The following is a 25842-nucleotide window of genomic DNA, read 5'->3' on the forward strand; positions in this document are numbered from 1 at the left end:
TTCCCCCGGCCTAGTAAGAGAAGGCCATCGGCTTGTCGGCGTCACGGGTGTCGCCGCCGATCTTCGTGGGCGGGTTGAGGTCGGCCTCGGTCAGCTCGGGCGGACCGGCCTTGACGTACTTCGCGAGCAGCTTGACCTCGACCACGGCGAGGATCGCGTACAGCGACGTGAAGACGATCATCGAGGTGAGGACCTCGGCCTGGGAGACCCCGGGGGAGACCGCGTTGCGGGTCTGGAGGACGCCGTAGACGGCCCACGGCTGGCGGCCCGTCTCGGTGAAGATCCAGCCCCAGGAGTTGGCGATCAGCGGGAAGGCCAAAGTCCAGGTCGCGATGCGCCAGTACCAGGGGGACAGCTTCGAGCCGAGTGCCTTGTTCTTGAACAGCACCAGGTGCGGCACCTCGTCCTCACCGACCCGCAGATGCTGCGGCAGCATGAACTTCTTGCGGGTCAGCCACAGCCCGGCCAGGCCGATCGCGAAGGAGGCCATCCCGAAGCCGATCATCCAGCGGAAGCCCCAGAAGGCGACCGGGATGTTGGGCCGGTAGTCGCCCGGGCCGAACTTCTGCTGCTCGGCCTTGTTGACGTCGTTGATGCCGGGGACGTACGAGGTGAAGTCGTCGTTGGCCAGGAAGGACAGCAGGCCGGGGATCTCTATGGCCACGGTGTTGTGGCCCTTCTGCACGTCGCCGTAGGCGAAGATCGAGAAGGGCGCCGGTTTCTGCCCGTCCCACAGCGCCTCGGCCGCTGCCATCTTCATGGGCTGCTGCTTGAACATGACCTTGCCGAGGGTGTCGCCGCTGATCGCGGTGAGCATGCCGGCGATGACCACGGTGATCAGGCCCAGCCGCAGCGAGGTCTTCATCTCGCGGATGTGCTTCTTGCGGGCCAGATGGTAGGCGGAGACACCGACCATGAAGGCGCCACCCGTCAGGAAGGCCGCCGTCAGGGTGTGGAAGGCCTGGCTGAGCGCGGTGTTCTGGGTCAGCACGGCCCAGAAGTCGGTCAGCTCGGCACGCCCCCTGGCCTTGTCGATCTTGTAACCGACCGGGTGCTGCATCCAGGAGTTGGCGGCGAGGATGAAGTACGCCGAGAGGATCGTGCCGATCGAGACCATCCAGATGCAGGCCAGATGGATCTTCTTGGGGAGCTTGTCCCAGCCGAAGATCCACAGGCCGATGAAGGTGGACTCGAAGAAGAACGCGATCAGCGCCTCGAAGGCGAGCGGCGCACCGAAGATGTCACCGACGAACCGCGAGTAGTCGGACCAGTTCATGCCGAACTGGAACTCCTGCACGATGCCGGTGACCACGCCCATGGCGATGTTGATCAGGAAGAGTTTGCCCCAGAACTTGGTCGCCCTGAGGTACTTCTCCTTCTCCGTGCGCACCCAGGCCGTCTGAAGCCCGGCCGTGAGGGCGGCCAGGGAGATCGTCAGCGGGACGAACAGGAAGTGGTAGACGGTGGTGATGCCGAACTGCCATCGCGCCAGTGTCTCCGGCGCCAAAGCCAATTCCACGTCGTCAGCTCCTTACTTCGCCGTGGTAGCGGCAGTTTGCCCCTTTTGCCACACACATCATGGGAGCAATCGGGACGCGCTTGTGAACGCGTTCACATTCACAAGCCATTATGACGCACTGATTTTCAGCCTGGCGAGGCGGGGTGGCTGTAGTGCCACGAAGTCAAGACCTTGGCAGCGACTTCAACATCTTGTTGAATTGCGCGCCATGCAGATACGGATCTCCTGGCCCGCGGGGCACATCACCGCGACCCTCGACGCAGCCACACCGACCACGCAGGCCCTCGCCAAGGCACTGCCGTTCTCCTCCAGCGCCCACACCTGGGGCGAGGAGGTGTATTTCGACACAGGTGTCTCTGTTTCACGTGAAACGGACGCCCGGCAGGTCGTGGAGCCGGGCACCGTGGCCTTCTGGACAGACGGCGACGCGCTCGCCCTCCCCTATGGCCCCACACCGATCTCGCGAGGCGACGAGTGCCGCCTCGCGAGTCCGTGCAACATCCTGGGGCGCCTCGACGGAGACCCCCGGGCCCTGGCGACCGTACGGGACGGCGACCCCGTCCGCGTGGAGCTGACCCGAGACCAGGACTGACCCTCCTGCCGGGGGCTACAGCTCCTTGCGGAACGACTCCGCCACCTTCAGGAAGATGTCGTTCGCCTCGGTCTCGCCGACCGTGACCCGCACACCCTCGCCGGGGAACGGCCGGACCACCACTCCGTGCTGCTCACAGGCCTGGGCGAACGCGACCGCACCCTCCCCGAGGCGCAGCCAGACGAAGTTGGCCTGCGTCTCCGGTACCGTCCAGCCCTGGCCGCGCAGCGCGTCGACCACGCGTGTGCGCTCACCCACCAACGAGCCGACCCGGCCCAGCAGTTCGTCCTCGGCCCGCAGCGAGGCGATCGCCGCCTCCTGTGCGAGCTGGCTGACGCCGAAGGGCACCGCCGTCTTGCGCAGCGCCGCCGCGACCGGCTCATGGGCGATCGCGAAACCGACCCGCAGCCCGGCGAGCCCGTAGGCCTTGGAGAACGTGCGCAGGACGCAGACGTTGGGGCGGTTCCGGTAGATCTCGACACCGTCGGGCACCTCGGGGTCGCGGATGAACTCCCGGTAGGCCTCGTCCAACACCACCAGCACATCGCCGGGCACCCGGTCGAGGAACCGCTCCAGCTCGGCCCGCCGCACCACCGTGCCGGTCGGGTTGTTGGGGTTGCAGACGAAGATCAGCCGCGTCCGGTCGGTGATCGCCTCCACCATCGCGTCCAGGTCGTGCACATCACCGGGCGTGAGCGGCACCTGCACCGACCGGGCACCGCTGACCTGCGTGATGATCGGGTACGCCTCGAAGGACCGCCAGGCGTAGATCACCTCGTCGCCGGGGCCGCTGGTGGCCTGGACGAGCTGCTGGGCGACGCCTACGGAGCCGGTGCCGGTGGCCAGGTGGGAGAGCGGAACGCCGAAACGCTCCGACAGCTCGTTCATCAGCCCGGTGCAGGCCATGTCCGGGTAGCGGTTGAAGTCGGCCGCGGCCGCCGTGACGCTCTCCATCACGCCGGGCAGCGGCGGGTACGGGTTCTCGTTGGAGGACAGCTTGTAGGCGACCGGCCCTTCGGCCGTGGCGGGCTTGCCCGGCTTGTAGGTAGGGATACCCTCCAGCTCGGCGCGCAGCTTCGGGCTCGTCTCGCTCACCGCAGTCCTCCTCGCGACCGCCGGCGGACCGTCGACACCGCCGGCTTCCAATACTCCACACCTTATGAGGATTCGGCCCCGGTGCGTACAGGTTGCCGGGACGGCGACAGGAGAACCTCGCCCCCCTCGGCGCCATCGCGGGCATCCCGGCACGAAGGCGTACGTTTCCGGGGGCGCGCCGTACATATATCTATGCGCCGGTGGCTTGCGCCGTGGCGCGCATCCCCCGTCCAGGTGAGTTGAGACCTCTTCGAGACATCAGGCACTTAGCAGGCCCACACGCGTCGCCGCGTCACGTCTTACCCCTGGATCGTTCAACTGTCTTTCTTTCTAAGGCAGTTGACCCCGAATGACCATGCAGAAACGTGCCTGTCAACGCGTGCATATGCGTCCGCACTACCCCACCGCATGAGCCCTACTATCGGCTCGCCATGACAGCAGCAGGGAAGCACCAGGTGAGCCGCGCGGAAACCTCACGTCGAGGCAGTCGGCCGGGCCGGGCGGGCATCAGAGACGTGGCCGCCGCCGCCGGAGTCTCCATCACGACCGTGTCCGACGCCCTCAACGGCAAGGGCCGGCTCCCGGATGCCACCCGGCGCCATGTCCGCGAGGTCGCCGACCGGCTCGGGTACCGCCCCTCGGCCGCCGCCCGCACCCTCCGTACCGGCAAGTCGGGCCTCATCGGCCTGACCGTGACGACGTACGGGGATGAACCTTTCACCTTCACGGAGTTCGCCTACTTCGCGGAGATGGCCCGGGCCGCCACGTCGGCGGCGCTCGCCCGCGGCTATGCCCTCGTCATCCTGCCCGCGACCTCCCGCCACGACGTGTGGTCCAACGTCGCCCTGGACGGCACGGTCGTCATCGACCCCTCCGACCAGGACCCGGTGGTCAGCGAGCTGGTCCGGCAGGGGCTCCCGGTCGTCTCCGACGGCCGCCCGGCCGGCGCGCTGCCCGTCACCGCCTGGGTCGACAACGACCACGAGGCCGCCGTACTCGGGATCCTCGACCATCTCGCCGACGCCGGCGCCCGCCGTATCGGCCTGCTCACGGGCACCTCGACGGACACGTACACGCATCTGTCGACCACGGCCTATCTGCGCTGGTGCGAACGGGTCGGCCAGACCCCGGTCTACGAGGCCTATCCGGCGCACGACCCGTGCGCGGGCGCCGTCGCCGCGGACCGGCTCCTGGCCCGCCCCGACCGGCCCGACGCGGTCTACGGCCTGTTCGACCCCAACGGCACCGACCTGCTCGCCGCTGCCCGCCGCTACGGGCTGCGCGTCCCCGACGACCTGCTGCTGGTGTGCTGCAGCGAATCCACGGTCTACGCCAGCACCGAGCCGCCCATCACCACGCTCTCCCTGAAGCCGCGCCGCATCGGCACCGCGGTGATCCAGCTCCTGATCGACGCCATCGAGGGCGTCGAGTCGGACCATCCGGTCGAGCAGGTGATACCGACCGAGCTGATCGTGCGCACCTCCTCCCAGCGGCGTCCCCCGCGCACGACGGTGAGCCCGCCGCGGTCACCGGACAGGGCCTAGGGCCGCACAGTACGGGGCGCGCGCCCCGTACTCTCGGCGGCGGGTGGAGGACACCCGGCGGGTCGGCGACCGGCCCGCCTGCCGGGGGTCCGGCCGACGCGAACCAGGCCGAACACCTGCCGAAACGGGGCGAAAGCGGCGGTGAACTGGAGTCCTGTTCCGATTCACCACCCCTGGGTCATCACACGGCGCGACGCGCATTCCTATGATGGGCCCACGACACCGCGGACCGCTGCGACCAGGCAGTCCGAAGCGGTGCAGCTGCGGCGCGATGGTGGAGGGGTCTGATGACTCAGGGGGCCGGTCAGGGACCCGAGGTGGAGCGGACGGCGACGCTGCGCGACTTCCGGGTACCGGCGTACGTCCACGAGACCGGTCCGTACGTCCGCACCGCCGACCCGGGTGACGCCGCGCAGCCCCGTCCGGGCGACGCCGTGCCGCCCGCCGACGAGGCGTACCCCGACGGCTACACGCCCACCCGGCGCGACCTGCCGGTCATCACCCGCACCGACACCGTCCAGGTCCAGGTCGAGCCGGCGCCCGCGGCCCCGGCGCCGCAGCCCGCGTCCGGCTCCGGACCGCTCTTCGTCGTCGGCGACGTGCACGGATACCTCGACGAACTGATGACCGCGCTCCAGGAGCAAGGGCTCGTCGACGCCTCGGGCCAGTGGTGCGCGGGCGACGCCCGGCTGTGGTTCCTCGGCGACTTCACCGACCGCGGACCCGACGGCATCGGAGTCATCGACCTCGTGATGCGGCTGTCCGCCGAGGCCGCCGCGGCGGGCGGCTACTGCAAGGCCCTCATGGGCAACCACGAGCTGCTGCTGCTCGGCGCCAAGCGGTTCGGCGACACCCCCGTCAACTCCGGTGCCGGCACCGCCACCTTCCAGGCGGCCTGGCTGCTCAACGGCGGCCAGAAGACCGACATGGACCGCCTCCAGGACCACCACCTCCAGTGGATGGCCCGCCTCGACGCCGTCGAGGAGGTCGACGGCTATCTGCTGGTGCACTCGGACACCACCGCCTACCTCGACTACGGCGACTCGATCGAGGCGGTCAACGACACGGTCCGCGAGACCCTCACCCGCAATGACGCGGACGAGTGCTGGGATCTGTTCCGCAAGTTCACCAAGCGCTTCTCCTTCCGTGACGAGGGGGGTGCAGACGCCGTCCGTTCCCTCCTCGATACGTACGGCGGTACCCGCATCGTTCACGGTCACAGCCCGATTCCCTACCTCCTCGGCGAAGTCGGCTCCGAGGACGGCGAGGAGGGCAGCGGCCCGGTCGTGGAGGGACCGCACGTGTACGCCGACGGGCTCGCCATCGCGATGGACGGCGGCGTGACCATGGCCGGAAAGCTACTGGTCCGGCAACTTCCTCTGGATAACTGACCGTTCTCCGGGAAGGCGTCCCCCCGGCGGAGTACGCGCAGGCCGGAACGCAATTTCCGCAACCCCCTGTCACCGCGCACCGTCACGGCTCTACCATCGGCTTATCCGTAGCAGGCTCCCCTCCGTTTCTGCCCGACGGCTCGCCGGCGTGCGAGCCCCAAGCCCTACGGAGCATCGGGGGATGCACATGAACAGCGTTCCGCAGCACCTGCTGAGTGAGGACCGCCAGGAATTCGAGCGGCTCCTCGATGAGGCGCTGCGCTCCGCACCACACCGACCGGAACTGGCCGCTGTCGGACAGCGGCTCAACTCCGAACAGCTGCGCACCATGGCGCTCAACGCCACCGCCCTGATCACGGAGGCCGCCGCAAGCGAGTACGAGCACTACATCGAGGTCCGCGACGAACTGCGCCACCCGGCGATGGCCCCTGCCGTCAGCGGCGATTCCGGTTCCGCGGAGCCGGGTCCGGCCACGGCCGGGCTCACGACCGCCTTCGGCGAGCCGGCCGAGAACACCGGCGCGGGCGCCATCGCGGTCGTCGCCGTACTGGCTCCCGTGCTGTCCGGGACCGCCGCGGCGATCTTCCTCCTCATCGGCTACATCCTGAAGACGCTGAATCCCGGCCAGACCTTCGGCGACACCATGCTCACCGCCGGCTGGGTGTTCGGCGCCGTGACCGCGGCCGCGATCCTCGTCGCCGCCGTCGGACTGCTCCTCACCGCCCTGCGCAACAGCTCCTCGGCCCAGGCCCAGACGCTGAACGCGGCGTACAAGGAGCTGGACAGGGCCAGAGAGGCCTGGCGCAGCGCCCTGCTGGAGCGCGGGATCCTGCCGTTTCTGCGCGAGGCGCTCGCCGAGCCCGGACCGGCCCCCGCGCGGCTGCGCACGACCCCGTCAGCCCCGACCGGCCGGATGCCCCGCCTGGGCTACGACCGTCCCGGCTTCAGCAGCCCCGACAACGGCACCGAGTCCGGCCGCACGGGTTTCACCAGCCCCGACTACACGAGCCCGGACTTCGGCGGCCCGGACCACCGCCCCGAGTAGCCCCACGGCAGCCGGCAGCCCAGGCGCCCCCGGGGCGGCCGGCGGCCCGGGGGCCCCGGGCGCGGCTTCGCGGTGCCCGGTGGTCCGCCGCGCCGCCGTCTCGAACGACCGGCTCGGGGCGGCGAGTTCACCGGGGCTGCGTCCCGGCGGTGCCGTACGAGGGCGGCGGCGGCCCGCCGCTCGCCGTCGATCCGGGCCCGCTCGGCGTCCGGGCAGAGCGGCGCGCACACTGTCGGCGCCCTCGCCCGGCATCAGCTCCGGGCTCGCGTTCCTGTCGTCTCCGTCGCTTCGGTCTCCGAACCGGCACCGCGGACGAGGTCCGCGAAGCCGTCGGCTTGCGGAAACCGCCCTCCGCCACGAGGTGGACGAACTCATCGCACGGCTCACAGGATCCTGAGGTCCAGAAGATAGACGCACACGACCACGACGGAGACCAGCTTCCCGGACGCCGAGCGGCCCAGCCAGACCGGCCACACCCCGTCCCCTCCGGTGGCGAACTGGATGAGGTCAGCGCCGCTCGCGCTGTCCGAGGTGCGCACACAGTAGCTGTCGCCGACCCGCTCGCCCGCGTGCTCCTCCCCGTCCATGCTGTAGCGCCGGTACTTGTCCGCGAGCACGTCCCACGCGGCGGAGTCGGCGAAGCCGCCCAGCGCGGCATCCGTGGCGAAGCCGTAGGCCTCGTGGTGCCGCAGCAGCCTCGGGTCCTCGCCCTCGGCGAGCGCCGGCTCCCAGGTGACCGCCGGTTCGGTGTCGATCAGGAGCCGGACGGCGGCGCCCTCCTCCGTGGGGAACACCTCGTCGTCGTACTCCAACTCGTAGCTGAGCACGGTCTCCTGCACCGGGTACGCGCCCGGCGGAATGCGCTCCAGCAGCTCGCGCTGCCCGCCGTCGTCCGTCGTCAGGGGGCAGTCGACGGCGAGTCTGCCGCTCGGCACCCGCAGCACCGCGATCTCCCGCACGTCGGCGACGGTCATCTCCGGCTCGTCCTTCGTGGCCAGCCGTGTGCCGGGCCGGAACAACTCGCTCAGGTGGGACGGTGCCGTCGGGCGCGGCGGCAGCCAGCGGGACGGCGTCACGGGTATGCCGTCAGCGGCGGGCGCCACCGGGGCGTCCGCGTGCCGGCCGCGCACGGACGGTGCGGCCAGGAGCGGGCTTCCGACGCCTGCCACGCCGAACTGCGCCCGGTCCCGCCGGCGCTCGGCCTCGGGCACGTCCGGGCGTCCGTGCCGTGACGGGCCCAGGACACCCTGCGGCTCGGACACCGTGCGGCCCCTGCCGCCCGGGTAGAGGTCCGTCGTCGTGCGCCAGGCGTCCTGCGCGAACTCGGCCTGCTCCTGGGACTCATAGCGCCACTCCGACCGGTGGCGCAGGAACAGGCTCCCCGGTTCGAGCAGGCGCCAGTCCAGCTCCTGCGTACGGCGGCCCCGCTCGTCGTACGCCCACACCCCCACGTAGTGGTCCGCCCAGGCCACGAGATGGACCTCGACCGGCACGGTCCGCCCCGGTACCCGATGGACCATCACATACGGCTGCTCCGCCCGGTCCCGGGCCTCGGCCTCGGTTCGCGTGAGCGGTTCCAGGGCGCTGCACGAGGACAGATCCCACCCCTTGGCGTACGACACCAGCGCGGTGCGTCCGTCGTCGGCCATGTCGATTCCCCCTCCACGCCTGACAGGTTGCTGCGCTGCAATCGACCGTAGCGTCCGCCTCTGACAACGGGCCGAGGACGGGGCCGTGGGCGCCCGAGCACCTGTGAGCGCGGCCGGGCGGTGCTCACGGCCCTTCACCTGTGAGCACCGCTCCGGGGAGCCGTCAGTCGGCGATCGGCAGGTACACCCTGTTGCCGCTCGCCGCGAACTCCTTCGACTTCTGGGCCATGCCCTCCTCGATCTCGACCCGGCTGCCGCCGTGTTCGCGGCGGATGTTCTGCGAGATCTTCATGCCGGACATGATCAGCCCTGAGTCTCACGCTCGTCGAATGTCTTCCTGGCCATCTGGAATGCGGCGATGTTCGCCTGCGACCAGTCGGTGATGCTCTGCACCAGCCCACCTGCCTCCTGGCCCAGTTTGGTCAGCTGGTACTCCACGCGCGGCGGCACGGTCGGGAACACAGTCCGCGTCAGCAGGCCTTCGCGTTCCAGCGCGCGCAGGGTCTGCGTCAGCACCTTCGGGGTCACGCCATCCAGCCGCCGCCGCAGTTCCGCGAACCGCATGGGTCGGCCGTCCTCAAGTGCCACCAGTACCAGCATGGTCCACTTGCTGGCGATCAGCTCCAGCACGGCACGCGTGGGGCAGTCACGCAGGAAGACGTCCACGCCACCGTGTTTCCTCAGGTCGAAGCCGGTATCCATGAGGAACCTCGATATCAGATAAGTGCCTTCTTCCGCACTGTTGTCACTCGGGCCGACCATGGGACGCACCGCGACCCACTGACAAGGAGTTCTGATGTCCGCCCGCATGCATGCCATCGTCCAGTCCGCGTTCGGCGGCCCCGAGGAGCTCACCTACACCGAGACCGACGTGCCCGAGCCCGGCCCCGGTGAGGTATTGCTGCGGGTCGCCGGTGCCGGAGTCAACCCGGGTGACGCGGTGCTCCGCGCTGGTCGTGTGCCGGAGCTGGTCACCCTGCCGTGGACGCCGGGCAACGACGTGGCCGGTGTCGTCGAGCAGGTCGGAGAAGGCGTTACGCGGTTCGCACCGGGCGACAAGGTGTACGGCATGCTGTCGGTCACCCGACGCGGCGCGTACGCCGAGTTCACTGCCGTGCTGGCCGACGCGCTGGCTCTCGCGCCCAAGAACCTCGGCCTGGTGCACGCGGGGGCTGTGCCTCTGGTCGCGTTCACCGCTTGGCAGGCGCTGGCCGTGCTGGCCCGGGTCCGGCCCGGCGACCGCGTACTGATCCACGCGGCGGCGGGCGGCGTCGGTCACGTCGCGGTGCAGCTGGCCAAGGAGTTGGGGGCGTACGTCATCGGTACCGCACGGGCGGCCCGTCATGACCTCCTTCGCGAACTGGGTGCCGACGAACTGATCGACTACACCACCACCGACTTCCGGACGGCCGTGGCTCCGGTCGACGCGGTCCTGGACCTGGTCGGCGGTTCCTACGGGCCGCGCTCCCTCGATGTGCTCCGGCCGGATGGTCTGCTCATCGGCGCGTCGATCGACCCGGGTACGGACGAGCGGCAGGCAGCCACCCGCGGACTGCGCTATGCATGGGTCGCGTCCGAGCCCTCCGGTGAGTTTCTGGATCGGATCACCGAACGCATCGAGGCAGGTCGGCTACGGGTCGCGGTGCAGCAGACCTACCCGCTGGCCGAAGCATCGGAGGCCCACCGCACCATCGAGGCCAAGCGCACCATGGGCAAGATCGTCCTTGTGCCGTGACCGACTCGATCACCAAGCAACCGGCATGGTCCGCGCTTCGCGTGACGCCCTCACGTCGACTCGGAAACGCGGACCGCTTGCAGCCGGAACTCAGTCCGCGATCGGCAGATACACCCGGTTCCCCGCCTCGGCGAACTCCTTCGACTTCTGGAGCATCCCCTCAGCGACCTCCTCCGCCGACGCCCCCTCAGCCGCCGCGCCACCGAACCGCTCTGTGATGCTTTGGCTAATCTTCATGCTGCAGAACTTCGGCCCGCACATGGAGCAGAAGTGGGCCGTCTTGGCGGGCTCGGCCGGCAGGGTCTCGTCGTGGAACTCCCGTGCCGTGTCCGGGTCCAGCGCGAGGTTGAACTGGTCCTCCCACCGGAACTCGAAGCGGGCGTCGGACAGCGCGTCGTCCCACTCCTGCGCGCCCGGGTGTCCCTTGGCGAGGTCGGCCGCGTGGGCGGCGATCTTGTAGGTGATGACGCCGGTCTTGACGTCGTCCCGGTTGGGCAGGCCCAGGTGCTCCTTGGGCGTGACGTAGCAGAGCATCGCCGTGCCCCACCAGGCGATCATCGCGGCACCGATGCCGGAGGTGATGTGGTCGTACGCCGGAGCGACGTCCGTCGTCAGCGGGCCGAGCGTATAGAACGGAGCCTCATCGCAGATCTCCTGCTGAAGGTCGATGTTCTCCTTGATCTTGTGCATCGGGACGTGTCCCGGGCCCTCGATCATGGTCTGTACGTGGAAACGCTTGGCGATCGTGTTGAGTTCCCCGAGCGTGCGCAACTCCGCGAACTGCGCCTCGTCGTTGGCGTCCGCGATCGAACCCGGCCGCAGGCCGTCGCCCAGCGAGTAGGTGACGTCGTAGGCGGCGAGGATCTCGCACAGTTCCTCGAAGTTCTCGTACAGGAACGACTCCTTGTGGTGCGCGAGGCACCATGCGGCCATGATCGAGCCGCCGCGCGAGACGATGCCGGTCTTGCGGTTGGCGGTGAGCGGCACGTACGGCAGCCGGACGCCCGCGTGGACGGTCATGTAGTCCACGCCCTGCTCGGCCTGCTCGATGACCGTGTCCTTGTAGATCTCCCAGGTCAGCTCCTCGGCCCTGCCGTCGACCTTCTCCAGGGCCTGGTAGAGCGGCACCGTGCCGATGGGAACGGGGGAGTTGCGCAGCACCCACTCGCGCGTCGTGTGGATGTTGCGGCCGGTGGACAGGTCCATGACCGTGTCGGCGCCCCACCGGGTCGCCCAGGTCATCTTCTCCACCTCCTCCTCGATGGAGGAGGTCACCGCGGAGTTGCCGATGTTGGCGTTGACCTTCACCAGGAACCGCTTGCCGATGATCATCGGCTCGATCTCCGGGTGGTTGACGTTGGCCGGCAGCACCGCGCGGCCGGCCGCGATCTCCTCGCGGACCACCTCAGGTGAAACGTTCTCCCGGATGGCCACGTACTCCATCTCCGGAGTGATCTCGCCCCGGCGCGCGTACGCGAGCTGCGTCACCGCCTGGCCGCTGCGGCCCCGGCGCGGCTGGCGCGGCCGTCCCGGGAAGACCGCGTCGAGGTTGCGCAGCCCGCCGCGCGGCGAGGTGTGCTTGATCCCGTCGTCCTCGGGGCGGACGGGACGGCCCGCGTACTCCTCGGTGTCACCGCGAGCGATGATCCAGTTCTCCCGCAGCGGCGACAGTCCCCTGCGGACATCGGTGTCGACGACTGGATCGGTGTACGGGCCCGACGTGTCGTACAGCGTGACCGACTGCCCGTTGGTGAGATGCACCTGGCGGACCGGCACGCGCAGGTCGGGGCGCGAGCCCTCGACGTACGCCTTGTGCCAGCCGATGGACTTCCCGGTCTCCTGGGACTTCTCGTCCTGAACGGAGACAGGCGTGCGTGCGTCCTTGTTGGTCATGAGACCTACTCCCTACGCCGGCATTACCCGGTAACAGGTTCGGCGGTCGACGCAGCGGTTTCCGTCTGCCGGTGTATCCCGTGAAACGGACGTCGTTCCACGTGAAACATCGCGAATACGGAGGTCAGCGCCCTCTCAGCCCGGTGCTCCGAGCTCCCGCGTGTGCAAAGGTGCCTACACGCTAGCGTCATATGTGGCGTACTGAACAGTGGGCCCCCGGGCGTTCTTGCAATGATCGGGCGGTGACCAGGACCGAGCAGTACCCGTACCAGCCCCCCGAGCCGCGCCGCCGGGACGGCTCAGCGGCAGGCGACGGCCACGGCCAGGCCGTCACGACGCCGGGCCCCGGGCACGGTTCTGGGCACGGCCCAGGCCGGGGATCCGGCGGGGACGACGACCATCGCCACGACCGCGGCCACGCACACGGGCACGGTCAGCCGCAAGCCCCCGGTCACGCACACGGCCACGGTCACAGCCACAGCCATGGGCCTGCCGCGCCGGTCTCCCGGCACCTGCGCAAGGTCATCGCGGCGATCCTGATCCCCTTCACCGCCGCGGTCGTGGTGGGGCTCGTGGTGCTGTGGCCGGGCGGTGCGCCGCCGCACAAGCGCACCGGCGTCGGCTTCGACCAGCAGACCCAGCAGGCCACCGTCACCCAGGTCGTCGAGGTCAGCTGCAAGTCGGTGAACGCCTCCGGCGAGACCCCCACCGGCGACACCGCCACCGCCGAGGGCAACTCGGCCCAGCAGGAGGCGAACGGCACCTGTCACAAGGCCACGATCCGGATCGACACCGGCAAGGACAAGGGCCGCACCTTCACCGAGATCGTGCAGCCCGACCAGCCACGGCAGCTGCACCAGAGCGAGGCCGTCGTAGTCGCATACGAACCCTCCGCGCCCAAGGACCTGCAGTACTCCGTCACCGACGTCAACCGCCGCTTCCCGATGGGCCTGCTGGCCGGGATCTTCGCCCTCGCCGTCGTGGTCGTGGGCCGACTGCGCGGCGTCATGGCGCTCGTCGCGCTGGCCATCAGCTTCATGGTGCTGAACTTCTTCATCCTGCCCGCAATCCTGCAAGGGTCGAACCCTCTCCTCGTGGCGGTGATCGGGTCCAGCACGATCATGCTGATCGCCCTCTACCTGTGCCATGGCCTGTCCGCCCGCACATCGGTGGCCGTGCTCGGCACGCTCGCCTCACTGGCGCTGATCGGCATCCTCGGCTCACAGTTCATCGACTGGGCCGCGCTCACCGGCAACACCGACGACCAAACCGGCCTGATCCACGGCCTCTACCCGAAGATCGACATGAGCGGTCTGCTGCTCGCCGGCGTCATCATCGGCTCGCTCGGCGTCCTGGACGACGTGACGGTGACGCAGACGTCGGCCGTCTGGGAGCTGCACGAGGCCAACCCCTCTCTCGGCCGGCGCGCGCTGTACCGGGCGGGCATCCGCATCGGCCGCGACCACATCGCCTCCGTGGTCAACACCCTCGTCCTCGCCTACGCCGGCGCCGCGCTGCCGCTGCTGCTGCTGTTCTCGATCGCGCAGAGCAGCGTCGGAACGGTGGCCAACAGCGAGCTGGTCGCCGAGGAGATCGTGCGCACCCTGGTGGGCTCGATCGGTCTGGTCGCCTCTGTCCCGCTCACCACTGCGCTCGCCGCGCTGGTGGTCTCCGCCGACCGCCCCGGCCCGGACGCCCCGGCCGGAAACGGCGCCCAGCCCGCCCCGGCACGCGGCGGCCGGGGCCGGCGCCGGAAGCGGTGAGGCGTCAGCCCCTGCGGAGGTCAGGCAGCGGCCACGCCGGATGTCCCAGAGAAGCGTTCCTGCATAGCTCCACGCACCACGCGGAGGCCCTGAGCCCCCCTGCCGTAACGCTTCAGCCGGCGCTCTGTTCCTCGGCCAGGATGCGGTCCAGGGCCTCCTCCAGGTGCGCGTCGAAATCGGCGAGCGCACCCTCCTGACCCAGCGGCACCAGCTTGTCGGTGCGGTCCAGGAAGGCCACGAGCGGCGGCGTCGACGAGCGGAACAGCGCCTGGTCGCCACCGACCTGAAGCCTGATCAACACTTCGCCGAGCGCCTCGGAATCGGCGGGGGCGATGTGCACATCCCCTTCCCCGCACGGCCGGCCCACGCCGTCGATCAGCAGCTCTCGCCCGAAAGCCCAGGTCACCGGAGCGTCACCGGGCAGATGGAAGGTGAGCCGCACGGCATAGGGATCATCGGTCTCGTAGCGCAACTCCACCGGAATGCGGAAGGAGAGCTCCTCCGAAACGAGAAAGCTCATCATGACTTCTGCCTGTACGGACTCGCGCATCGTCTACCCCGTCATATGACATCGACTGGCTGGGAGTGGCCCTCTAAGCGTGGGTCAAATCTTGCTGAACGTACACAGCACATCACAAGGAGTAAGTTTTCAGATACTGATAGAGAGACCGAGGGTCCCCAGGTGGCGCCCGATCTCCGCCTGAAGCCGATGAGCCGCGGGCAGCAGCCGGTCGGCCTGGCTGACAGGCAGCGACATGGCCATCGTGGCCACGGTGGTGCCGACCGTGATCGGGACCGCGGCACAGACCGTCCCGAGCACGTACTCCTGGCGCTCCACCACCGGCTCCATCCGCCTCGTCCGGGCCAGCCGCCGTAGCAGGGCGTCGTTGTCCCGCACCGTGTACGGCGTGATGGGCTGCACGGGGTAGCGGTCGAGATGGTCGCGGCGGGCGTCCTCGTCCAGCTGGGAGAGCAGACACTGCCCGATCGCGTGCGCGTGGCCGGTTGCCCGGAAGTCGGCCCACTCCTCGACCGCGGGCACCTCGGGGGAGTCGGAGACGCACATGACCTCGATCTCGCCGTCCCGGTACATCGCGTAGTACACCGGCACACCGATGGAATCGCGCCAGTGCGCGAGCGTGTCCGCGACCGCGCTGCGACGTTTCTGCTGGGCTCCGCTGCTACCCAGCCGCTCGGCCGCGTCACCGAGGAAGAACAGCCCCTTCTCGCGGCGCAGATAGCCCTCGTGGACCAGTGTGCGCAGCAGGTGGTACGTCGTCGGCAGGGCGAGGCCGGTCTCGCGCGCCAGTTGCTTGGCGGGGGCGCCGTAGACATGCTCGGCGACCGTCTCCAGCAGGCGCATCGCGCGCTGGACGGATCCGATGAGCGTCGCGGCGGTCGCGGGCTCCGGGGCGTCCGCGGAGCGCGGCTGGACGAGCAGCCCCGCGGAGGGGCGTCGGCCGGAACCGGCCATGGATTGCGGCCGGTTCGAGTCGCCGGGCGGCGGTGGCCCGGCGGCGTCAGGGGAGCGGGGAGGACGGGGCGAGTCCGCGGGAAGGGCGGTGGCGGAGTCGATGTCCGCCGAGTGCGGCTGTCCGGGGACGGCCACGGTGGGCGCGCGCCGTGTGGGAGGTACGCAGGGACGCGGCGGGTTGGGGGGTACGTGGGATTCTGCCGGTGCGGTGTCGACCGTGGCCAAGAGGTACTCCCGGAGCGCGATGGGCAGCCCGTGCCGGGGAAGAGCACGGAGGGGTCTGCGCCACCCACGGGGCCTGACCCCGCGGGGAGTTCCGGACTTTAACCGTCCGCCACCGCGTGCAGACGGCCTCGCGGGGAAACTTCCCTCCCCCGAGGGAACCCGTCACCCCGGCCGGGACCGGTGATCGCGTGGTTCGCTCACCAGTCCCCGCGTGCCGTCACCAGTCGCTGCGCGACGAGGAGTTCGACATGAACTTGCGCACGATGTAGATCAGTCCGCCGACCAGCGCGACGAAGACCAGCGCCTTGAACAGCAGGCCGATCACGAACCCGACGACGGTCGCTATCAGGCTGCCGAACACGACCAGGGCGATGACCGGCACCGCGACCCACTTCACCCACCACGGCAGTCCCGCGAAGATCTCTCGCATCGCCTTTTCCTTTGCGTTGTCGTATGTCGTATGCGTCGTCGTACGTCTGCGTTCTCGTACGCCGTTGATGTTCCGCATTCGATGCTAGAGCCGCGAGGGGGCCCTGCGGGGGTCTGTCGTCCCTTGTCCTCCCCTGACCCGTCCCCTAGGGAACCCCGAGGCCCGGTCTCACGCCTCCGGCGGAGAGAAGACGACGAGAACCCTCAGATCCTCGCTGATGTGGTGGAACTTGTGGGCGACCCCGGCCGGGACGTAGACGACGCTGCCCCGTGCCACCTCGGTCGTCTCCATGCCGACCGTGATCGACGCCCGGCCGCTCACCACGAAGTACACCTCGTCCTGGTTGTGCGGCTTCTGCGGGTCGTGCTCGCCCGCGTTGAGCGCGTACAGACCGACCGACATGTTCCGCTCCCGCAGGAACTGAAGGTAGGCCCCCTCGTTGGCGGCGCGCTCCGCCTCCAGTTCGTCCAGCCGGAATGCCTTCATCGCCGCTGTCGCCCTCGTCTCACTGCTCGGTTCCGATCGGGTCTGCCACGATCAGACACATGAAGAATTTCGTAGTCAAGACGATCGCCAACGCAGGCGCCCTCGCAGTCGCCGTGTGGCTGCTCGACAAGATCACCCTGACCGGTGACAACACCGCCAAGAAGGCCGGCACGCTGATCGTGGTCGCGCTGATCTTCGGTCTGGTCAACTGGCTGGTCAAGCCGATCGTGAAGGTGCTCACCTTCCCACTGTTCATCCTCACCCTCGGCCTGATCACCCTGGTCGTGAACGCGCTGATGCTGCTGTTGACCTCCTGGGTGTGCGGCAAGCTCTCGCTGAGCTTCCATGTGGAGGGCTTCTGGACGGCCGTTCTCGGCGGTCTGATCATCTCCGTCGTCTCCTGGGCCCTGCACATGGTCCTGCCGGACGAGGACTGAGCACGCCATGACCTACCGCGTCTGTTTCGTGTGCACCGGCAACATCTGCCGCTCCCCGATGGCCGAATCCGTCTTCCGCGCGCGGGTGGCCGAGGCCGGGCTCGAGGACCGGGTCGAGGTCGGCAGTGCTGGTACCGGCGGCTGGCACGAGGGCGATCCCGCCGACCCGCGCGCCGTCTCGGTGCTCGCCGAGCACGGCTACGACGGCGAGCACGTCGCGCGGCAGTTCCAGCCGTCGTGGTTCGCCCGCCTCGACCTCGTGATCGCCCTCGACAACGGCCATCTCAAGGCCCTGCGCCGCCTCGCCCCCACCGAGGAGGACGCCCTGAAGGTGCGCCTGCTGCGCTCCTACGACCCCGCCGCGGGCGACGACCTCGACGTACCGGATCCGTACTACGGACACCGCGACGGCTTCGAGGAATGTCTTGCCATGGTGGAGGCGGCGAGCACCGGGCTGTTCGCCGCCGTACGGGGGCGCCTGGAAGGGCGGGCCGCATGAGCGAGGCCGCCGAGGACCCAGGCCGGGCCGGCGAGAGCACGCGCGCGGTGCGCGCGGGACTGCCCGAGCCGGTCAAGCACGAACCGACCCTGCCCGGGCCGGTGTTCGCGGCGCACTTCCACCTGCCCGGCGAGGCGACGGGCCCGTACCTGTACGGCCGTGACGAGAACCCGACCTGGACGCTGCTGGAGCGGGCCATCGGCGAGCTGGAGGCGCCCGGGCGGGACGACGTCGAGACGCTCGTCTTCGCGTCCGGCATGGCGGCGATCTCCTCCGTGCTGTTCTCCCAGCTGCGCGCCGGGGACGCGGTGGTGCTGCCCTCCGACGGCTACCAGGTGCTTCCTCTGGTCCGCGCCCAGCTGGAGGCGTACGGCATCGAGGTGCGCACGGCGCCCACCGGCGGGGACCGCCAGCTGGAGGTCCTGGACGGCGCCCGGCTGCTGTGGATCGAGTCCCCGTCGAACCCGGGGCTGGACGTGTGCGACATCCGGCGGCTGGTGGCGGCGGCCCACGCACAGGGCACCCTGGTGGCCGTCGACAACACCCTCGCCACCCCGCTCGGCCAGCGCCCGCTGGAGCTGGGTGCCGACTTCTCCGTGGCCAGTGGCACCAAGCAGCTCACCGGGCACGGGGACGTGCTGCTCGGCTACGTCGCCGGCCGGGACGCCGAGGCGATGGCCTCCGTACGCCGCTGGCGCAAGATCGTCGGGGCGATCTCCGGGCCCATGGAGGCCTGGCTCGCGCACCGGTCCATCGCCACGCTCGCCTTGCGTGTCGAACGGCAGAACACCACCGCCGTCGCGCTCGCCGAGGCGCTGAAGCAGCGGCCCGAGGTGTCCGGCCTGCGCCACCCCGGGCTGCCCGGCGACCCGGCGCACCAGGTAGCCGCGCGGCAGATGCGCCGCTACGGGTGCGTGGTCTCCTTCACCCTGCCCACGCGCGCGCGTGCCGAGCGTTTTCTCGCGTCCCTGCGGCTGGTGGAGGACGCGACGAGCTTCGGCGGGGTGCGCTCGACTGCCGAGCGTCGGCGCCGCTGGGGCGGGGACGACGTGCCGGAGGGCTTCATCCGGATGTCCGTCGGCGCCGAGGACCCCGAGGACCTGATCGCGGACGTGCTGCGGGCCCTGGACGAGTCCGCCGAGTGAGGAACCCGCGTCCCCCTGAACCGCACGACGGTCCGAGCCTCCCCCCTCCTGGCTCGGACCGTCTTCGGTTCTCCGCGCGAAGAACCGCGCGAACAAGGCTAGTTGACTCTCTGTCAGTGTCCAATCACGCTAGCGACAGCAACGTATCGACATATTTATAGTTGGTGCCTGCCTGGGGGCACCGGAGGAGGGCAGGGACAGGAGAGGGGAAACCGTGGATCTGGCCTTGCTGCGCACTTTCGTCACCGTGCACCGGGCCGGCTCCTTCACCCGCGCCGCGGCACTGCTCGGCCTCTCCCAGCCCGCCGTCACCTCACAGATCCGCACGCTGGAACGCCAGCTGGGCAAGCCGCTCTTCCTCCGGCAGGCACGCGGGGTGACCCCGACGACCATCGGCGACGAACTCGCGCACAAGGCCGCGCCCCACCTCGACGCCCTGGTGGAGATAGCCGAGAGCGGCCTGGACGACGACTCCTCGCTGAGAACCCTGCACCTCGCCGGCCCGCCCGAGTTCACCGCTGAACGCGCTCTGCCCGCCCTCACCGAGCTGACCGGCGACGACGGTCAGGGCTTCGCGCTGCGCGCCTCCTTCGGCACGGCCGAGGAAACCCTGGAAGGCCTGGCAGCAGGACACCATGATCTGGCCATCAGTACGGCCCGGCCGCGCGGCGCTCTGCTCAGCGCGACTCCGCTCTGCGACGAGGAGCACGTGCTGGTCGCCGCTCCTCGCTGGGTGGAACGGATCGGTGCGGAGGAACTGCGCCTGAAGGGGGCGTCGGCGCTGGAGGACCTGCCCGTCGTCGAGGTCCACGAGTCGCTGCCCCTGGTCTCGCACTACTGGGCCTCCGTCTTCGACTCCCGCCCCGCCGCCTCGGGGGCGGTCGTCGTCCCGGATCTGCGAGCCGTGTTGGCCTGCACGATCGCCGGTGCCGGGATGGCGGTGCTGCCCCGCTATCTGTGCGCCCCGGCCCTGGCCGAGGGCGAGATCGTGAGGCTGCACGATCCGGCGGTACCGCCGCTGCGCACGTACTTCCTGGTGGTGCGCACCGGAACCCTCGCCATGCCCCATGTGGCACGGGCTCACGAGTGGCTCCAGCGGGCGGCCACGGGCTGGGGCTGACCTGCGCACCAAGGCGTTCGCGCGGGCAGAGGTTTCACGTGGAAGCCAGATGTTTCACGTGGAACCGGCTGGGCCACATTTCTCCCATGACCGTCCGACCCGTGGTCAAGCGCACCGCGCGTGCCGTCCTCCTGGACGGTGACGACCTGATCCTGATCAAGCGCACCAAGCCCGGTGTCGATCCCTACTGGGTCACTCCCGGTGGCGGGGTCGAGCCCGGGGATCCGACCGTCGTGGACGCCTTGCACCGCGAGGTGTACGAGGAACTCGGCGCCAAGATCACCGATGTCGTGCCGTGTTTCGTGGACACGGTGGAACACATCGGCGAGGACGGCGGCGCAACCGGCGTGAAGGTGCAGCACTTCTTCGTCTGCCGCCTGGAGTCCATGGATCCGTCCCTGCGGCACGGCCCCGAAGTGGACGAGCCCGCCGGAGAGTACGAGATCGTGCGCGTCCCGTTCACCCGGGTCGGCATCGCCTCCGTCCATCTCGTCCCGCTGTCGCTGCGCCACTACCTGGACGGCAATATCGAGGGCGTACGGGCCATGCACGCCCCCGACCTCGGATAGCGCTCCCCTATTCCCCGATTCCTCAGCTCCCGGCAGTGGGCAGTTCCTCCACGGCGTCGTGCCGTATTCGGCGTGACGGGACGCCGATGTCCCGCAGTACGTCGATGCCGCTGCGGATCATTCCGGGCGGCCCCGAGAGATAGGCGTCGTACTCGTTCCAGGGGCCGTACTCCCGGACGGCGTCGGGGAACCGAAGAGGGGTCTGCTGGTCGGTGACCGCCCGGACCGCGAGCCAGGGGTGGATCTGCCGGAGGCCGAGCAGGGTGTCGATGGCGTACAGGTCGTGGTCGCTGCGGGCGCCGTAGAACACCTCGACCGACCGCCGCACTCCGTGCTCGACGACATCCTCGACCAGGGCCTTAATGGGCGCGATGCCGGTGCCGCCGCCCAGGCAGAGCAGTCCGCTGTCGGTCGTGTGGTCGACGGTCATCGAGCCGACCGGGGCGCCGAGCCGTACGACGTCTCCGGGCCGGGCGCGGTGCACCAGCGCGTTGGAGACCCAGCCGGCCGGTACGGCCTTCACATGAAACGTCAGCAGTCCGTCCGAACGGGGCGCCGAGGCGAAGGAGTAGTGCCGCCATACTCGCGGCCACCAGGGTGTTTCCACGCTCGTGTACTGGCCCGCCAGGAAGGGGTAGGGCTGGTCGGGGCGGACGGTGAGGACCGCGACGTCGGCGGTCCTGAGCTCGTGCGAGACCACCTCGGCGTGCCACCAGGCCGGGGCCCGCAGCTCGTCCATCGCGGCCGCGTCGATCATGGCCTGGGACATCTTCGTGTACGCCCGTACCCAGGCGGCCTCGGTCTCGGGGGTCCAGACGGCGGCGGCGTACGCGCTCAGCGCGCCGAGGAGGCATTCCCCCAGGACCGGATAGTGCTCCGCGCGCGTCCCGTACTTGCGGTGGCCCCGGCCCAGGTTCCGCAGGTAGTCGGTGAGGACTTCGGTGTCGTCCACGTGCTCGGCCACCTTGAGCAGGGACTTCAGCAGGCGTTCCCGCTGGACGTCCATCGCGGCCGGGAACAGCTCACGGAGCTCGGGGTGGCGGACGAAGAGCAGAGCGTAGAAGTAGGACGTGACCTGGTCGGCGATCGGGGCTATCTCGGCCATCGTGCGACGGATGAGCAGGGCGTCCGGAGAACCCTGCCCGGCCGTCGGTCCCGACCGCTGCACCGGCACCCGCTCGACGTCCGTCGACGGCCAGGCGAGTGCTTCCGCGGCCGGCGCGGCCGGCATGTCCGATGCCGGCCCGGCAAGTGGCTCCGCGGCTCGCCCGGCCGGTGCCTCGGCGGAGCGTCTGGGGAGGCCGTGCCTGGTGCTGCCGTCGGCGGCCGACGCTCGGGCACCGTCCGGCGGTGGAGCCGAGGGCACCTTGCGCGGCGTGAACCAGCCGTCCCCGTCCGACGTGCCGTTCTCCCCCGGCGTGGTGGTCGGAGCGTCCATGGTGTGCCCTCGCCTCGAACGTCTTGCGGTCGGTCAGCGCACCTCCCCTCGGAAGATGCATGTTCCCCCGGCGGGCGGCCAGCCGTAGCACCCGCCCCGACCCTACCGGCCGTCGTCCCGCATACAAATCCCCCCTTCCGCTCGCACGCACCAGGCAGGACAGCAGAGCCGCGCGGTCCGACAACTACCGCTCAGCGGCCACCAGTTCATAGGCGTCCCACAGATCCCGCCCCGTGTAGCGGTGGGTCGCGAGGCCGGCCAGGCGGGCGTCCGCGTTGACCGCCACGGAGACCGGCACGGCGGCGAACAGGTCCCGGTCCGAGGACGAGTCGCCGTATGCCACGCAGTCCGCCCGCGCCACCCCGAACTCCGCACAGAGCCGGTCGGCGACAGTGACCTTGGCCGCTGCGCTGAGCACCCCGGCCGCGTCGACCGGCTCGGTGAACGGCACGGCCGGGAAACGCGATCCATGAGCCGCGTGAGCGCCCCAGTCGAGCAGGCGCTCCACGAAGAAGGACGGCGAGAGGGATACCACCGCGCAGTACTCGCCCGCGTTTCGGATCTCCGCCCAGACCTCACGGATCCGGGCCAGCCAGGGCGCCGCCCGGAACGCGACGTCGACGTGCGCGTCGGTCAGATCACCCCACAGCTCGTACACCCGCGCCGCATACTCCGGCGGACCGATCCGCCCCTCGGCGATCGCCCGGTCCAGCGCCACCGTCTCCGCCTCCCGCCCCAGCTGGCGCGAAATCTCCACCGGGGCGGTCGTGCCGTGCAGCAACGTGCCGTCAAGATCGAAGAGATGCAGTCTCGCCATGGCCCGAGGCTAACGGGCTGCCGATGTTTCACGTGAAACACTCCCAGGCCGCCCGCCGGCGCTACACGGGCCCATGCATGGCCAAAAGCACGTACGTCTCCGTCGAAACGGGTGGACGCCAGGGGTGCCCGTCGGACAGCCTGACCTGCGTGCCGACTCCTTCCCTCGCCGCTCTACCCATCCGCCGTCTGACGCTTCGCGATCTCACCGCCTGCGCCGACTTGTCCGAAGACCGGGGGTGGCCACGCGAGGAACACAAGTGGGGCTTTCTCCTCACGGCCGGAAACGGCTTCGGCATCGACGACCCGCAGGGTGGTCTCGTCACCGCGTGCGTCGTCACGCAGTACGGGTCGTGGGGGCTTCCGGATCTTGGCGCCATCGGGATGGTCCTGGTCGCCGAACGACATGCCCGCCAAGGCGTCGGGCGCCGCTTGATGCGCCATGTCGTGTCGACCATGGGAGCCACTCCGCTGACCCTGCACGCAACGGAGAACGGCCGCCCCCTGTACGAGGAACTGGGTTTCAAGGTGACAGGCCGGGCCGAGATGCTCAGCGGCCACTTCACTCGCGGTGGGCCGGAGTCCGGGGTCCCCACTCGCGCTGCCACCGCGGAGGACCTTCCCTCGATCCTGCGGCTCGACGAGGAGGTGTTCGGCAGCGACCGTACCCCTCTCCTCGTGCGGCTGCCCGCCTTCGCCGACCAGCTCCGGGTGGCCGAGGAGGACGGCACACTCACCGGTTACGCAGCCGCGTGGCCGAACATGGACACGCATGTCGTCGGCCCGCTGATCGCCCGCGACACGGAGACCGCCAAAGCCCTCATCGCCTCACTGGCGGACCGTACCGACCGTCCGCTGCGCACCGACATCGACGTACGCCACGAGGAGCTGCTGGCCTGGGCGAAGGCGCGCGGGCTGGCCTCCGTGGCGTTCAACTCCGTGATGACGTACGGCATCCCGGACCTCCCGGGTGACTGGACCCGGCGGTTCGCCCCGCTGACGGTCGCGGCGGGCTGAGGCGCGTACGCCGGGCGGACCTGAAGTTCGGTTGTGGAATACGCCGACATGCGACGGACGCCGGCCCCGCCGATGATGCGGCGGGGCCGGCGTCCGTCCGTCGGGGGGATGCGTGCGGGCCGTGATCAGGCGAGCGTCCGCGCAGCCTCCGTGGCGAAGCCGTGGTCCTGCTCCGGGGCACCGCCGCCGACACCGATGGCACCGATCAGCCGGCCGCCCCGGTGCACGGGTACACCGCCCGCGATGAACAGCAGGGGCCGGTCGAGGGCGGTGGGCAGGGTGTGGAAGAGGCCGCCCGGCTGGACGGCGTCGACCAGGTCCGCGGTGGGCGCGTTCAGCTGAAGCGCGGTGTAGGCCTTGCGAGTGCTGGTCTCGCCGGAGATCAGCACCGCCCGGTCGTCCCGGCGGAAGGCGAGCAGGTGCCCGCCCGCGTCCAGGACAGTCACGCTGACGGTGACTCCGGCCGCCTCGGCCGCACGACGGGCCGTGGCAACCAGCAGCTCGGCGTCCTCGATGGACAGCGGGGCGACGGAGGTGGTGCTCATGGGGTGTTCTCCTTGGGTGGTGCAGAGACCTCGGGACGTGCTGAGGTCCTGGATGTGGCTGGGGTTCTTGGTGGTCATGGGTCCGCCCGCCGGTGAGGCCCGGCGGGCGGGGCCGCTGTCCGGAGTGCTCAGTGATGGACGGGCGTCTGCTGCCCGACTGGCGTTCCGGTGGCGATCACGGTGCTCCGCGGTCCGCCGCGGCGCTCCAGGGCCGACGAGAGGACGGCGAGGACCAGGGCGGCCGCGGCGAGGGTGGCACCGACCCAGTTCGGGGCCGTGTAGCCGAAGCCGGCCGCGATCACGATGCCGCCGAGCCAGGCGGACAGGGCGTTGCCGAGGTTGAAGGCGCCGATGTTCACGGCCGACGCGAGGGTCGGGGCGCCATGGGCCTGGTCGAGGACACGCTTCTGGAGCGGCGGGACGGTCGCGAAGCCGAGGGCTCCGATCAGGGCGATGGTCACGGCCGCCGCGATCTTGTGGTGCGCGGTGAGCGTGAAGAGCGCCAGGACGACAGCCAGGGCGCCGAGGGAGACGTACAGCATCGGCATCAGGGCGCGGTCGGCGAACTTGCCGCCGATGAGGTTGCCCCCGACCATGCCGAGGCCGAACAGGACCAGCAGCCAGGTGACCGAGCCGTCGGCGAAGCCCGCGATGTGGGTCATCACCGGCGCGATGTAGGTGATGGCCGCGAAGACACCGCCGAAACCGAGGACCGTCATCGCCATGGCGAGGAGGACCTGGGCGTTCTTGAAGGCGGCCAGTTCGTGCCTCAGGTGCACACCCTCCGGCTTCGGCAGCTCGGGCACCAGCTTCGCGATGCCCGCGAGGCCGACGACACCGAGAGCGGCGACGACGCCGAAGGTGACGCGCCAGCCGACGTGCTGGCCGATGAGGGTGCCCAGCGGGACGCCGACGACATTGGCGACGGTCAGGCCGGTGAACATCATGGCGATGGCCCCGGCCTTCTTGTGGGGCGCCACCAGCTCGGCCGCGACGACGGAGCCGATGCCGAAGAAGGCACCGTGGGCGAGCGAGGCGATCACTCGTCCGATCACCATGACGGCGAAGACGGGGGCCACCGCGGAGACCAGGTTCCCGACGATGAAGAGGCCCATCAGCAACATCAGCATCCGCTTGCGCGGGACCTTGGTGCCGAGCACGGTCATCAGCGGAGCGCCGATGACCACGCCCAGCGCGTAGCCGGTCACGAGCAGGCCTGCCGTGGGGATGGAGACCCCGAAGTCGCCTGCGACCTCAGGCAGCAGTCCCATGATCACGAACTCGGTCGTTCCGATTCCGAAGGCCCCGATCGCGAGGGCCAGGAGCGCGAGAGGCATGAGGGGTGAACCTTCCCATACGATTGCAGGAGCGCTTTGCGTGCGTCCACAATAATTGCAGACGCTGGCTAATGGCAA

At 69.9% G+C, this 25842-nt stretch carries 25 protein-coding genes, 1 pseudogene and 1 riboswitch; of the genes and pseudogenes, 12 read left to right on the forward strand and 14 right to left on the reverse strand.

Annotated elements, in window-relative coordinates; all coding sequences use genetic code 11:
- Window positions 1–10 precede the first annotated feature (10 nt).
- On the reverse strand, window positions 11–1519 hold the full coding sequence (locus ACFC8N_RS10540) for a cytochrome ubiquinol oxidase subunit I (RefSeq protein ID WP_356032395.1): 1509 nt from the start codon (window positions 1517–1519) through the stop codon (window positions 11–13).
- A 208-nt stretch (window positions 1520–1727) separates the two neighbouring features.
- Here ACFC8N_RS10540 and ACFC8N_RS10545 point away from each other — a divergent pair, with 208 nt between their 5' ends.
- A complete protein-coding gene (locus tag ACFC8N_RS10545; protein WP_376287891.1) occupies window positions 1728–2111 on the forward strand; it encodes a cyclophilin-like fold protein in 384 nt (127 codons plus the stop codon).
- A 15-nt stretch (window positions 2112–2126) separates the two neighbouring features.
- Here ACFC8N_RS10545 and hisC read toward each other — a convergent pair whose 3' ends face one another.
- Window positions 2127–3206 carry a histidinol-phosphate transaminase gene (gene hisC / locus ACFC8N_RS10550; RefSeq protein WP_356032401.1) on the reverse strand — a complete coding sequence of 360 codons (1080 nt, stop codon included), beginning with the start codon at window positions 3204–3206 and terminating at the stop codon, window positions 2127–2129.
- A gap of 431 nt (window positions 3207–3637) precedes the next feature.
- Between hisC and ACFC8N_RS10555 the strand changes: the two genes are divergently transcribed.
- The 3 genes from ACFC8N_RS10555 to ACFC8N_RS10565 all read left to right on the forward strand — a co-directional run bounded on the left by ACFC8N_RS10555 (window position 3638) and on the right by ACFC8N_RS10565 (window position 7186).
- The gene (locus ACFC8N_RS10555; protein ID WP_079176901.1) at window positions 3638–4750 is read left to right on the forward strand and encodes a LacI family DNA-binding transcriptional regulator; all 1113 of its coding nucleotides are present in this window, start codon (window positions 3638–3640) and stop codon (window positions 4748–4750) included.
- Window positions 4751–5037: 287 nt separating this feature from the next.
- On the forward strand, window positions 5038–6141 hold the full coding sequence (locus ACFC8N_RS10560; RefSeq protein WP_356032405.1) for a metallophosphoesterase: 1104 nt from the start codon (window positions 5038–5040) through the stop codon (window positions 6139–6141).
- A gap of 181 nt (window positions 6142–6322) precedes the next feature.
- Window positions 6323–7186, forward strand: coding sequence for a hypothetical protein (locus ACFC8N_RS10565; RefSeq protein WP_356032407.1), 864 nt, complete (start codon window positions 6323–6325; stop codon window positions 7184–7186).
- Window positions 7187–7569: 383 nt separating this feature from the next.
- On the opposite strand, the gene ACFC8N_RS10570 is transcribed toward ACFC8N_RS10565, so the two are convergent.
- The 3 genes and pseudogenes from ACFC8N_RS10570 to ACFC8N_RS10580 form a co-directional block, all read right to left on the reverse strand.
- Window positions 7570–8835 carry a DUF4241 domain-containing protein gene (locus tag ACFC8N_RS10570; protein ID WP_376287893.1) on the reverse strand — a complete coding sequence of 422 codons (1266 nt, stop codon included), beginning with the start codon at window positions 8833–8835 and terminating at the stop codon, window positions 7570–7572.
- 163 nt (window positions 8836–8998) lie between these two features.
- Window positions 8999–9127: pseudogene (locus ACFC8N_RS10575) on the reverse strand (thiamine biosynthesis protein ThiC); the annotation flags it as partial.
- 11 nt (window positions 9128–9138) lie between these two features.
- A complete protein-coding gene (locus ACFC8N_RS10580) occupies window positions 9139–9645 on the reverse strand; it encodes a helix-turn-helix domain-containing protein (protein WP_356032412.1) in 507 nt (168 codons plus the stop codon).
- Between ACFC8N_RS10580 and ACFC8N_RS10585 the strand changes: the two genes are divergently transcribed.
- A complete protein-coding gene (locus ACFC8N_RS10585) occupies window positions 9632–10570 on the forward strand; it encodes an NADP-dependent oxidoreductase (protein WP_376287895.1) in 939 nt (312 codons plus the stop codon). The genes ACFC8N_RS10580 and ACFC8N_RS10585 overlap by 14 nt on opposite strands.
- Before the next feature lie 90 nt (window positions 10571–10660).
- Here ACFC8N_RS10585 and thiC read toward each other — a convergent pair whose 3' ends face one another.
- Window positions 10661–12463 (reverse strand): phosphomethylpyrimidine synthase ThiC, encoded by a 1803-nt coding sequence (thiC, locus tag ACFC8N_RS10590; RefSeq protein WP_356032418.1) that lies wholly within the window; start codon window positions 12461–12463, stop codon window positions 10661–10663.
- Window positions 12456–12633, reverse strand: a riboswitch (TPP riboswitch). Its footprint overlaps the gene before it by 8 nt.
- Window positions 12634–12705: 72 nt before the next feature.
- Here thiC and ACFC8N_RS10595 point away from each other — a divergent pair.
- Window positions 12706–14226: a YibE/F family protein gene (locus ACFC8N_RS10595; protein ID WP_362820657.1), complete on the forward strand. Its 1521-nt coding sequence runs from the start codon at window positions 12706–12708 to the stop codon at window positions 14224–14226.
- 112 nt (window positions 14227–14338) lie between these two features.
- On the opposite strand, the gene ACFC8N_RS10600 is transcribed toward ACFC8N_RS10595, so the two are convergent.
- The 4 genes from ACFC8N_RS10600 to ACFC8N_RS10615 form a co-directional block, all read right to left on the reverse strand.
- Window positions 14339–14776 (reverse strand): SsgA family sporulation/cell division regulator, encoded by a 438-nt coding sequence (locus ACFC8N_RS10600; protein ID WP_071374953.1) that lies wholly within the window; start codon window positions 14774–14776, stop codon window positions 14339–14341.
- 99 nt (window positions 14777–14875) lie between these two features.
- Entirely contained in the window at window positions 14876–15700 is an 825-nt protein-coding gene (locus ACFC8N_RS10605; protein ID WP_376287898.1) for an IclR family transcriptional regulator, read from the reverse strand.
- 442 nt (window positions 15701–16142) lie between these two features.
- Window positions 16143–16355, reverse strand: a complete 213-nt coding sequence (locus ACFC8N_RS10610; RefSeq protein ID WP_094218693.1) for a DUF5326 family protein — start codon at window positions 16353–16355, stop codon at window positions 16143–16145.
- Between the two features lie 168 nt (window positions 16356–16523).
- Window positions 16524–16841 carry a cupin domain-containing protein gene (locus tag ACFC8N_RS10615; protein ID WP_071374950.1) on the reverse strand — a complete coding sequence of 106 codons (318 nt, stop codon included), beginning with the start codon at window positions 16839–16841 and terminating at the stop codon, window positions 16524–16526.
- 59 nt (window positions 16842–16900) lie between these two features.
- Here ACFC8N_RS10615 and ACFC8N_RS10620 point away from each other — a divergent pair, with 59 nt between their 5' ends.
- From ACFC8N_RS10620 to ACFC8N_RS10640, 5 genes are all read left to right on the forward strand, one after another.
- Complete coding sequence (locus ACFC8N_RS10620; RefSeq protein WP_071374949.1) at window positions 16901–17278, forward strand: phage holin family protein; 378 nt, start codon at window positions 16901–16903, stop codon at window positions 17276–17278.
- 7 nt (window positions 17279–17285) lie between these two features.
- Window positions 17286–17777 carry a low molecular weight protein-tyrosine-phosphatase gene (locus ACFC8N_RS10625; RefSeq protein ID WP_376287901.1) on the forward strand — a complete coding sequence of 164 codons (492 nt, stop codon included), beginning with the start codon at window positions 17286–17288 and terminating at the stop codon, window positions 17775–17777.
- Complete coding sequence (locus ACFC8N_RS10630; protein ID WP_376287903.1) at window positions 17774–18922, forward strand: cystathionine gamma-lyase; 1149 nt, start codon at window positions 17774–17776, stop codon at window positions 18920–18922. The genes ACFC8N_RS10625 and ACFC8N_RS10630 overlap by 4 nt, the downstream gene beginning before the upstream one ends.
- A gap of 214 nt (window positions 18923–19136) precedes the next feature.
- A complete protein-coding gene (locus ACFC8N_RS10635) occupies window positions 19137–20042 on the forward strand; it encodes a LysR family transcriptional regulator (protein ID WP_376287905.1) in 906 nt (301 codons plus the stop codon).
- A gap of 86 nt (window positions 20043–20128) precedes the next feature.
- A complete protein-coding gene (locus tag ACFC8N_RS10640) occupies window positions 20129–20611 on the forward strand; it encodes an NUDIX domain-containing protein (protein ID WP_053660775.1) in 483 nt (160 codons plus the stop codon).
- A gap of 22 nt (window positions 20612–20633) precedes the next feature.
- Here ACFC8N_RS10640 and ACFC8N_RS10645 read toward each other — a convergent pair whose 3' ends face one another.
- The gene (locus ACFC8N_RS10645) at window positions 20634–22049 is read right to left on the reverse strand and encodes a globin domain-containing protein (protein ID WP_356032436.1); all 1416 of its coding nucleotides are present in this window, start codon (window positions 22047–22049) and stop codon (window positions 20634–20636) included.
- Window positions 22050–22233: 184 nt separating this feature from the next.
- On the reverse strand, window positions 22234–22866 hold the full coding sequence (locus tag ACFC8N_RS10650) for an HAD family hydrolase (RefSeq protein WP_376287907.1): 633 nt from the start codon (window positions 22864–22866) through the stop codon (window positions 22234–22236).
- Window positions 22867–23015: 149 nt separating this feature from the next.
- On the opposite strand from ACFC8N_RS10650, the gene ACFC8N_RS10655 reads away from it, so the two are divergent.
- A complete protein-coding gene (locus ACFC8N_RS10655; protein WP_356032441.1) occupies window positions 23016–23882 on the forward strand; it encodes a GNAT family N-acetyltransferase in 867 nt (288 codons plus the stop codon).
- A 125-nt stretch (window positions 23883–24007) separates the two neighbouring features.
- Here the strand turns inward: ACFC8N_RS10655 and ACFC8N_RS10660 are convergent, their stop codons facing one another.
- Both ACFC8N_RS10660 and ACFC8N_RS10665 read right to left on the reverse strand, forming a co-directional pair.
- A complete protein-coding gene (locus ACFC8N_RS10660) occupies window positions 24008–24427 on the reverse strand; it encodes a heme-binding protein (RefSeq protein WP_356032443.1) in 420 nt (139 codons plus the stop codon).
- A 128-nt stretch (window positions 24428–24555) separates the two neighbouring features.
- The gene (locus ACFC8N_RS10665; RefSeq protein ID WP_376287909.1) at window positions 24556–25764 is read right to left on the reverse strand and encodes an MFS transporter; all 1209 of its coding nucleotides are present in this window, start codon (window positions 25762–25764) and stop codon (window positions 24556–24558) included.
- Window positions 25765–25842: the final 78 nt, after the last annotated feature.

The organism is Streptomyces sp. NPDC055966 (assembly GCF_042269865.1).
Taxonomy (GTDB): Bacteria; Actinomycetota; Actinomycetes; order Streptomycetales; family Streptomycetaceae; genus Streptomyces.

Coding starts and splice junctions, on each gene's coding strand:
- ACFC8N_RS10545 (WP_376287891.1), top strand. CDS start 1,728: ATGCAGATACGGATCTCCTGGCCCGCGGGGCACATCACCGCGACCCTC.
- ACFC8N_RS10555 (WP_079176901.1), top strand. CDS start 3,638: ATGACAGCAGCAGGGAAGCACCAGGTGAGCCGCGCGGAAACCTCACGT.
- ACFC8N_RS10560 (WP_356032405.1), top strand. CDS start 5,038: ATGACTCAGGGGGCCGGTCAGGGACCCGAGGTGGAGCGGACGGCGACG.
- ACFC8N_RS10565 (WP_356032407.1), top strand. CDS start 6,323: ATGCACATGAACAGCGTTCCGCAGCACCTGCTGAGTGAGGACCGCCAG.
- ACFC8N_RS10570 (WP_376287893.1), bottom strand. CDS start 8,835: ATGGCCGACGACGGACGCACCGCGCTGGTGTCGTACGCCAAGGGGTGG.
- ACFC8N_RS10585 (WP_376287895.1), top strand. CDS start 9,632: ATGTCCGCCCGCATGCATGCCATCGTCCAGTCCGCGTTCGGCGGCCCC.
- ACFC8N_RS10580 (WP_356032412.1), bottom strand. CDS start 9,645: ATGCGGGCGGACATCAGAACTCCTTGTCAGTGGGTCGCGGTGCGTCCC.
- thiC (WP_356032418.1), bottom strand. CDS start 12,463: ATGACCAACAAGGACGCACGCACGCCTGTCTCCGTTCAGGACGAGAAG.
- ACFC8N_RS10600 (WP_071374953.1), bottom strand. CDS start 14,776: ATGCGCGAGTCCGTACAGGCAGAAGTCATGATGAGCTTTCTCGTTTCG.
- ACFC8N_RS10605 (WP_376287898.1), bottom strand. CDS start 15,700: ATGGCCGGTTCCGGCCGACGCCCCTCCGCGGGGCTGCTCGTCCAGCCG.
- ACFC8N_RS10610 (WP_094218693.1), bottom strand. CDS start 16,355: ATGCGAGAGATCTTCGCGGGACTGCCGTGGTGGGTGAAGTGGGTCGCG.
- ACFC8N_RS10615 (WP_071374950.1), bottom strand. CDS start 16,841: ATGAAGGCATTCCGGCTGGACGAACTGGAGGCGGAGCGCGCCGCCAAC.
- ACFC8N_RS10620 (WP_071374949.1), top strand. CDS start 16,901: ATGAAGAATTTCGTAGTCAAGACGATCGCCAACGCAGGCGCCCTCGCA.
- ACFC8N_RS10625 (WP_376287901.1), top strand. CDS start 17,286: ATGACCTACCGCGTCTGTTTCGTGTGCACCGGCAACATCTGCCGCTCC.
- ACFC8N_RS10630 (WP_376287903.1), top strand. CDS start 17,774: ATGAGCGAGGCCGCCGAGGACCCAGGCCGGGCCGGCGAGAGCACGCGC.
- ACFC8N_RS10640 (WP_053660775.1), top strand. CDS start 20,129: ATGACCGTCCGACCCGTGGTCAAGCGCACCGCGCGTGCCGTCCTCCTG.
- ACFC8N_RS10645 (WP_356032436.1), bottom strand. CDS start 22,049: ATGGACGCTCCGACCACCACGCCGGGGGAGAACGGCACGTCGGACGGG.
- ACFC8N_RS10650 (WP_376287907.1), bottom strand. CDS start 22,866: ATGGCGAGACTGCATCTCTTCGATCTTGACGGCACGTTGCTGCACGGC.
- ACFC8N_RS10660 (WP_356032443.1), bottom strand. CDS start 24,427: ATGAGCACCACCTCCGTCGCCCCGCTGTCCATCGAGGACGCCGAGCTG.
- ACFC8N_RS10665 (WP_376287909.1), bottom strand. CDS start 25,764: ATGCCTCTCGCGCTCCTGGCCCTCGCGATCGGGGCCTTCGGAATCGGA.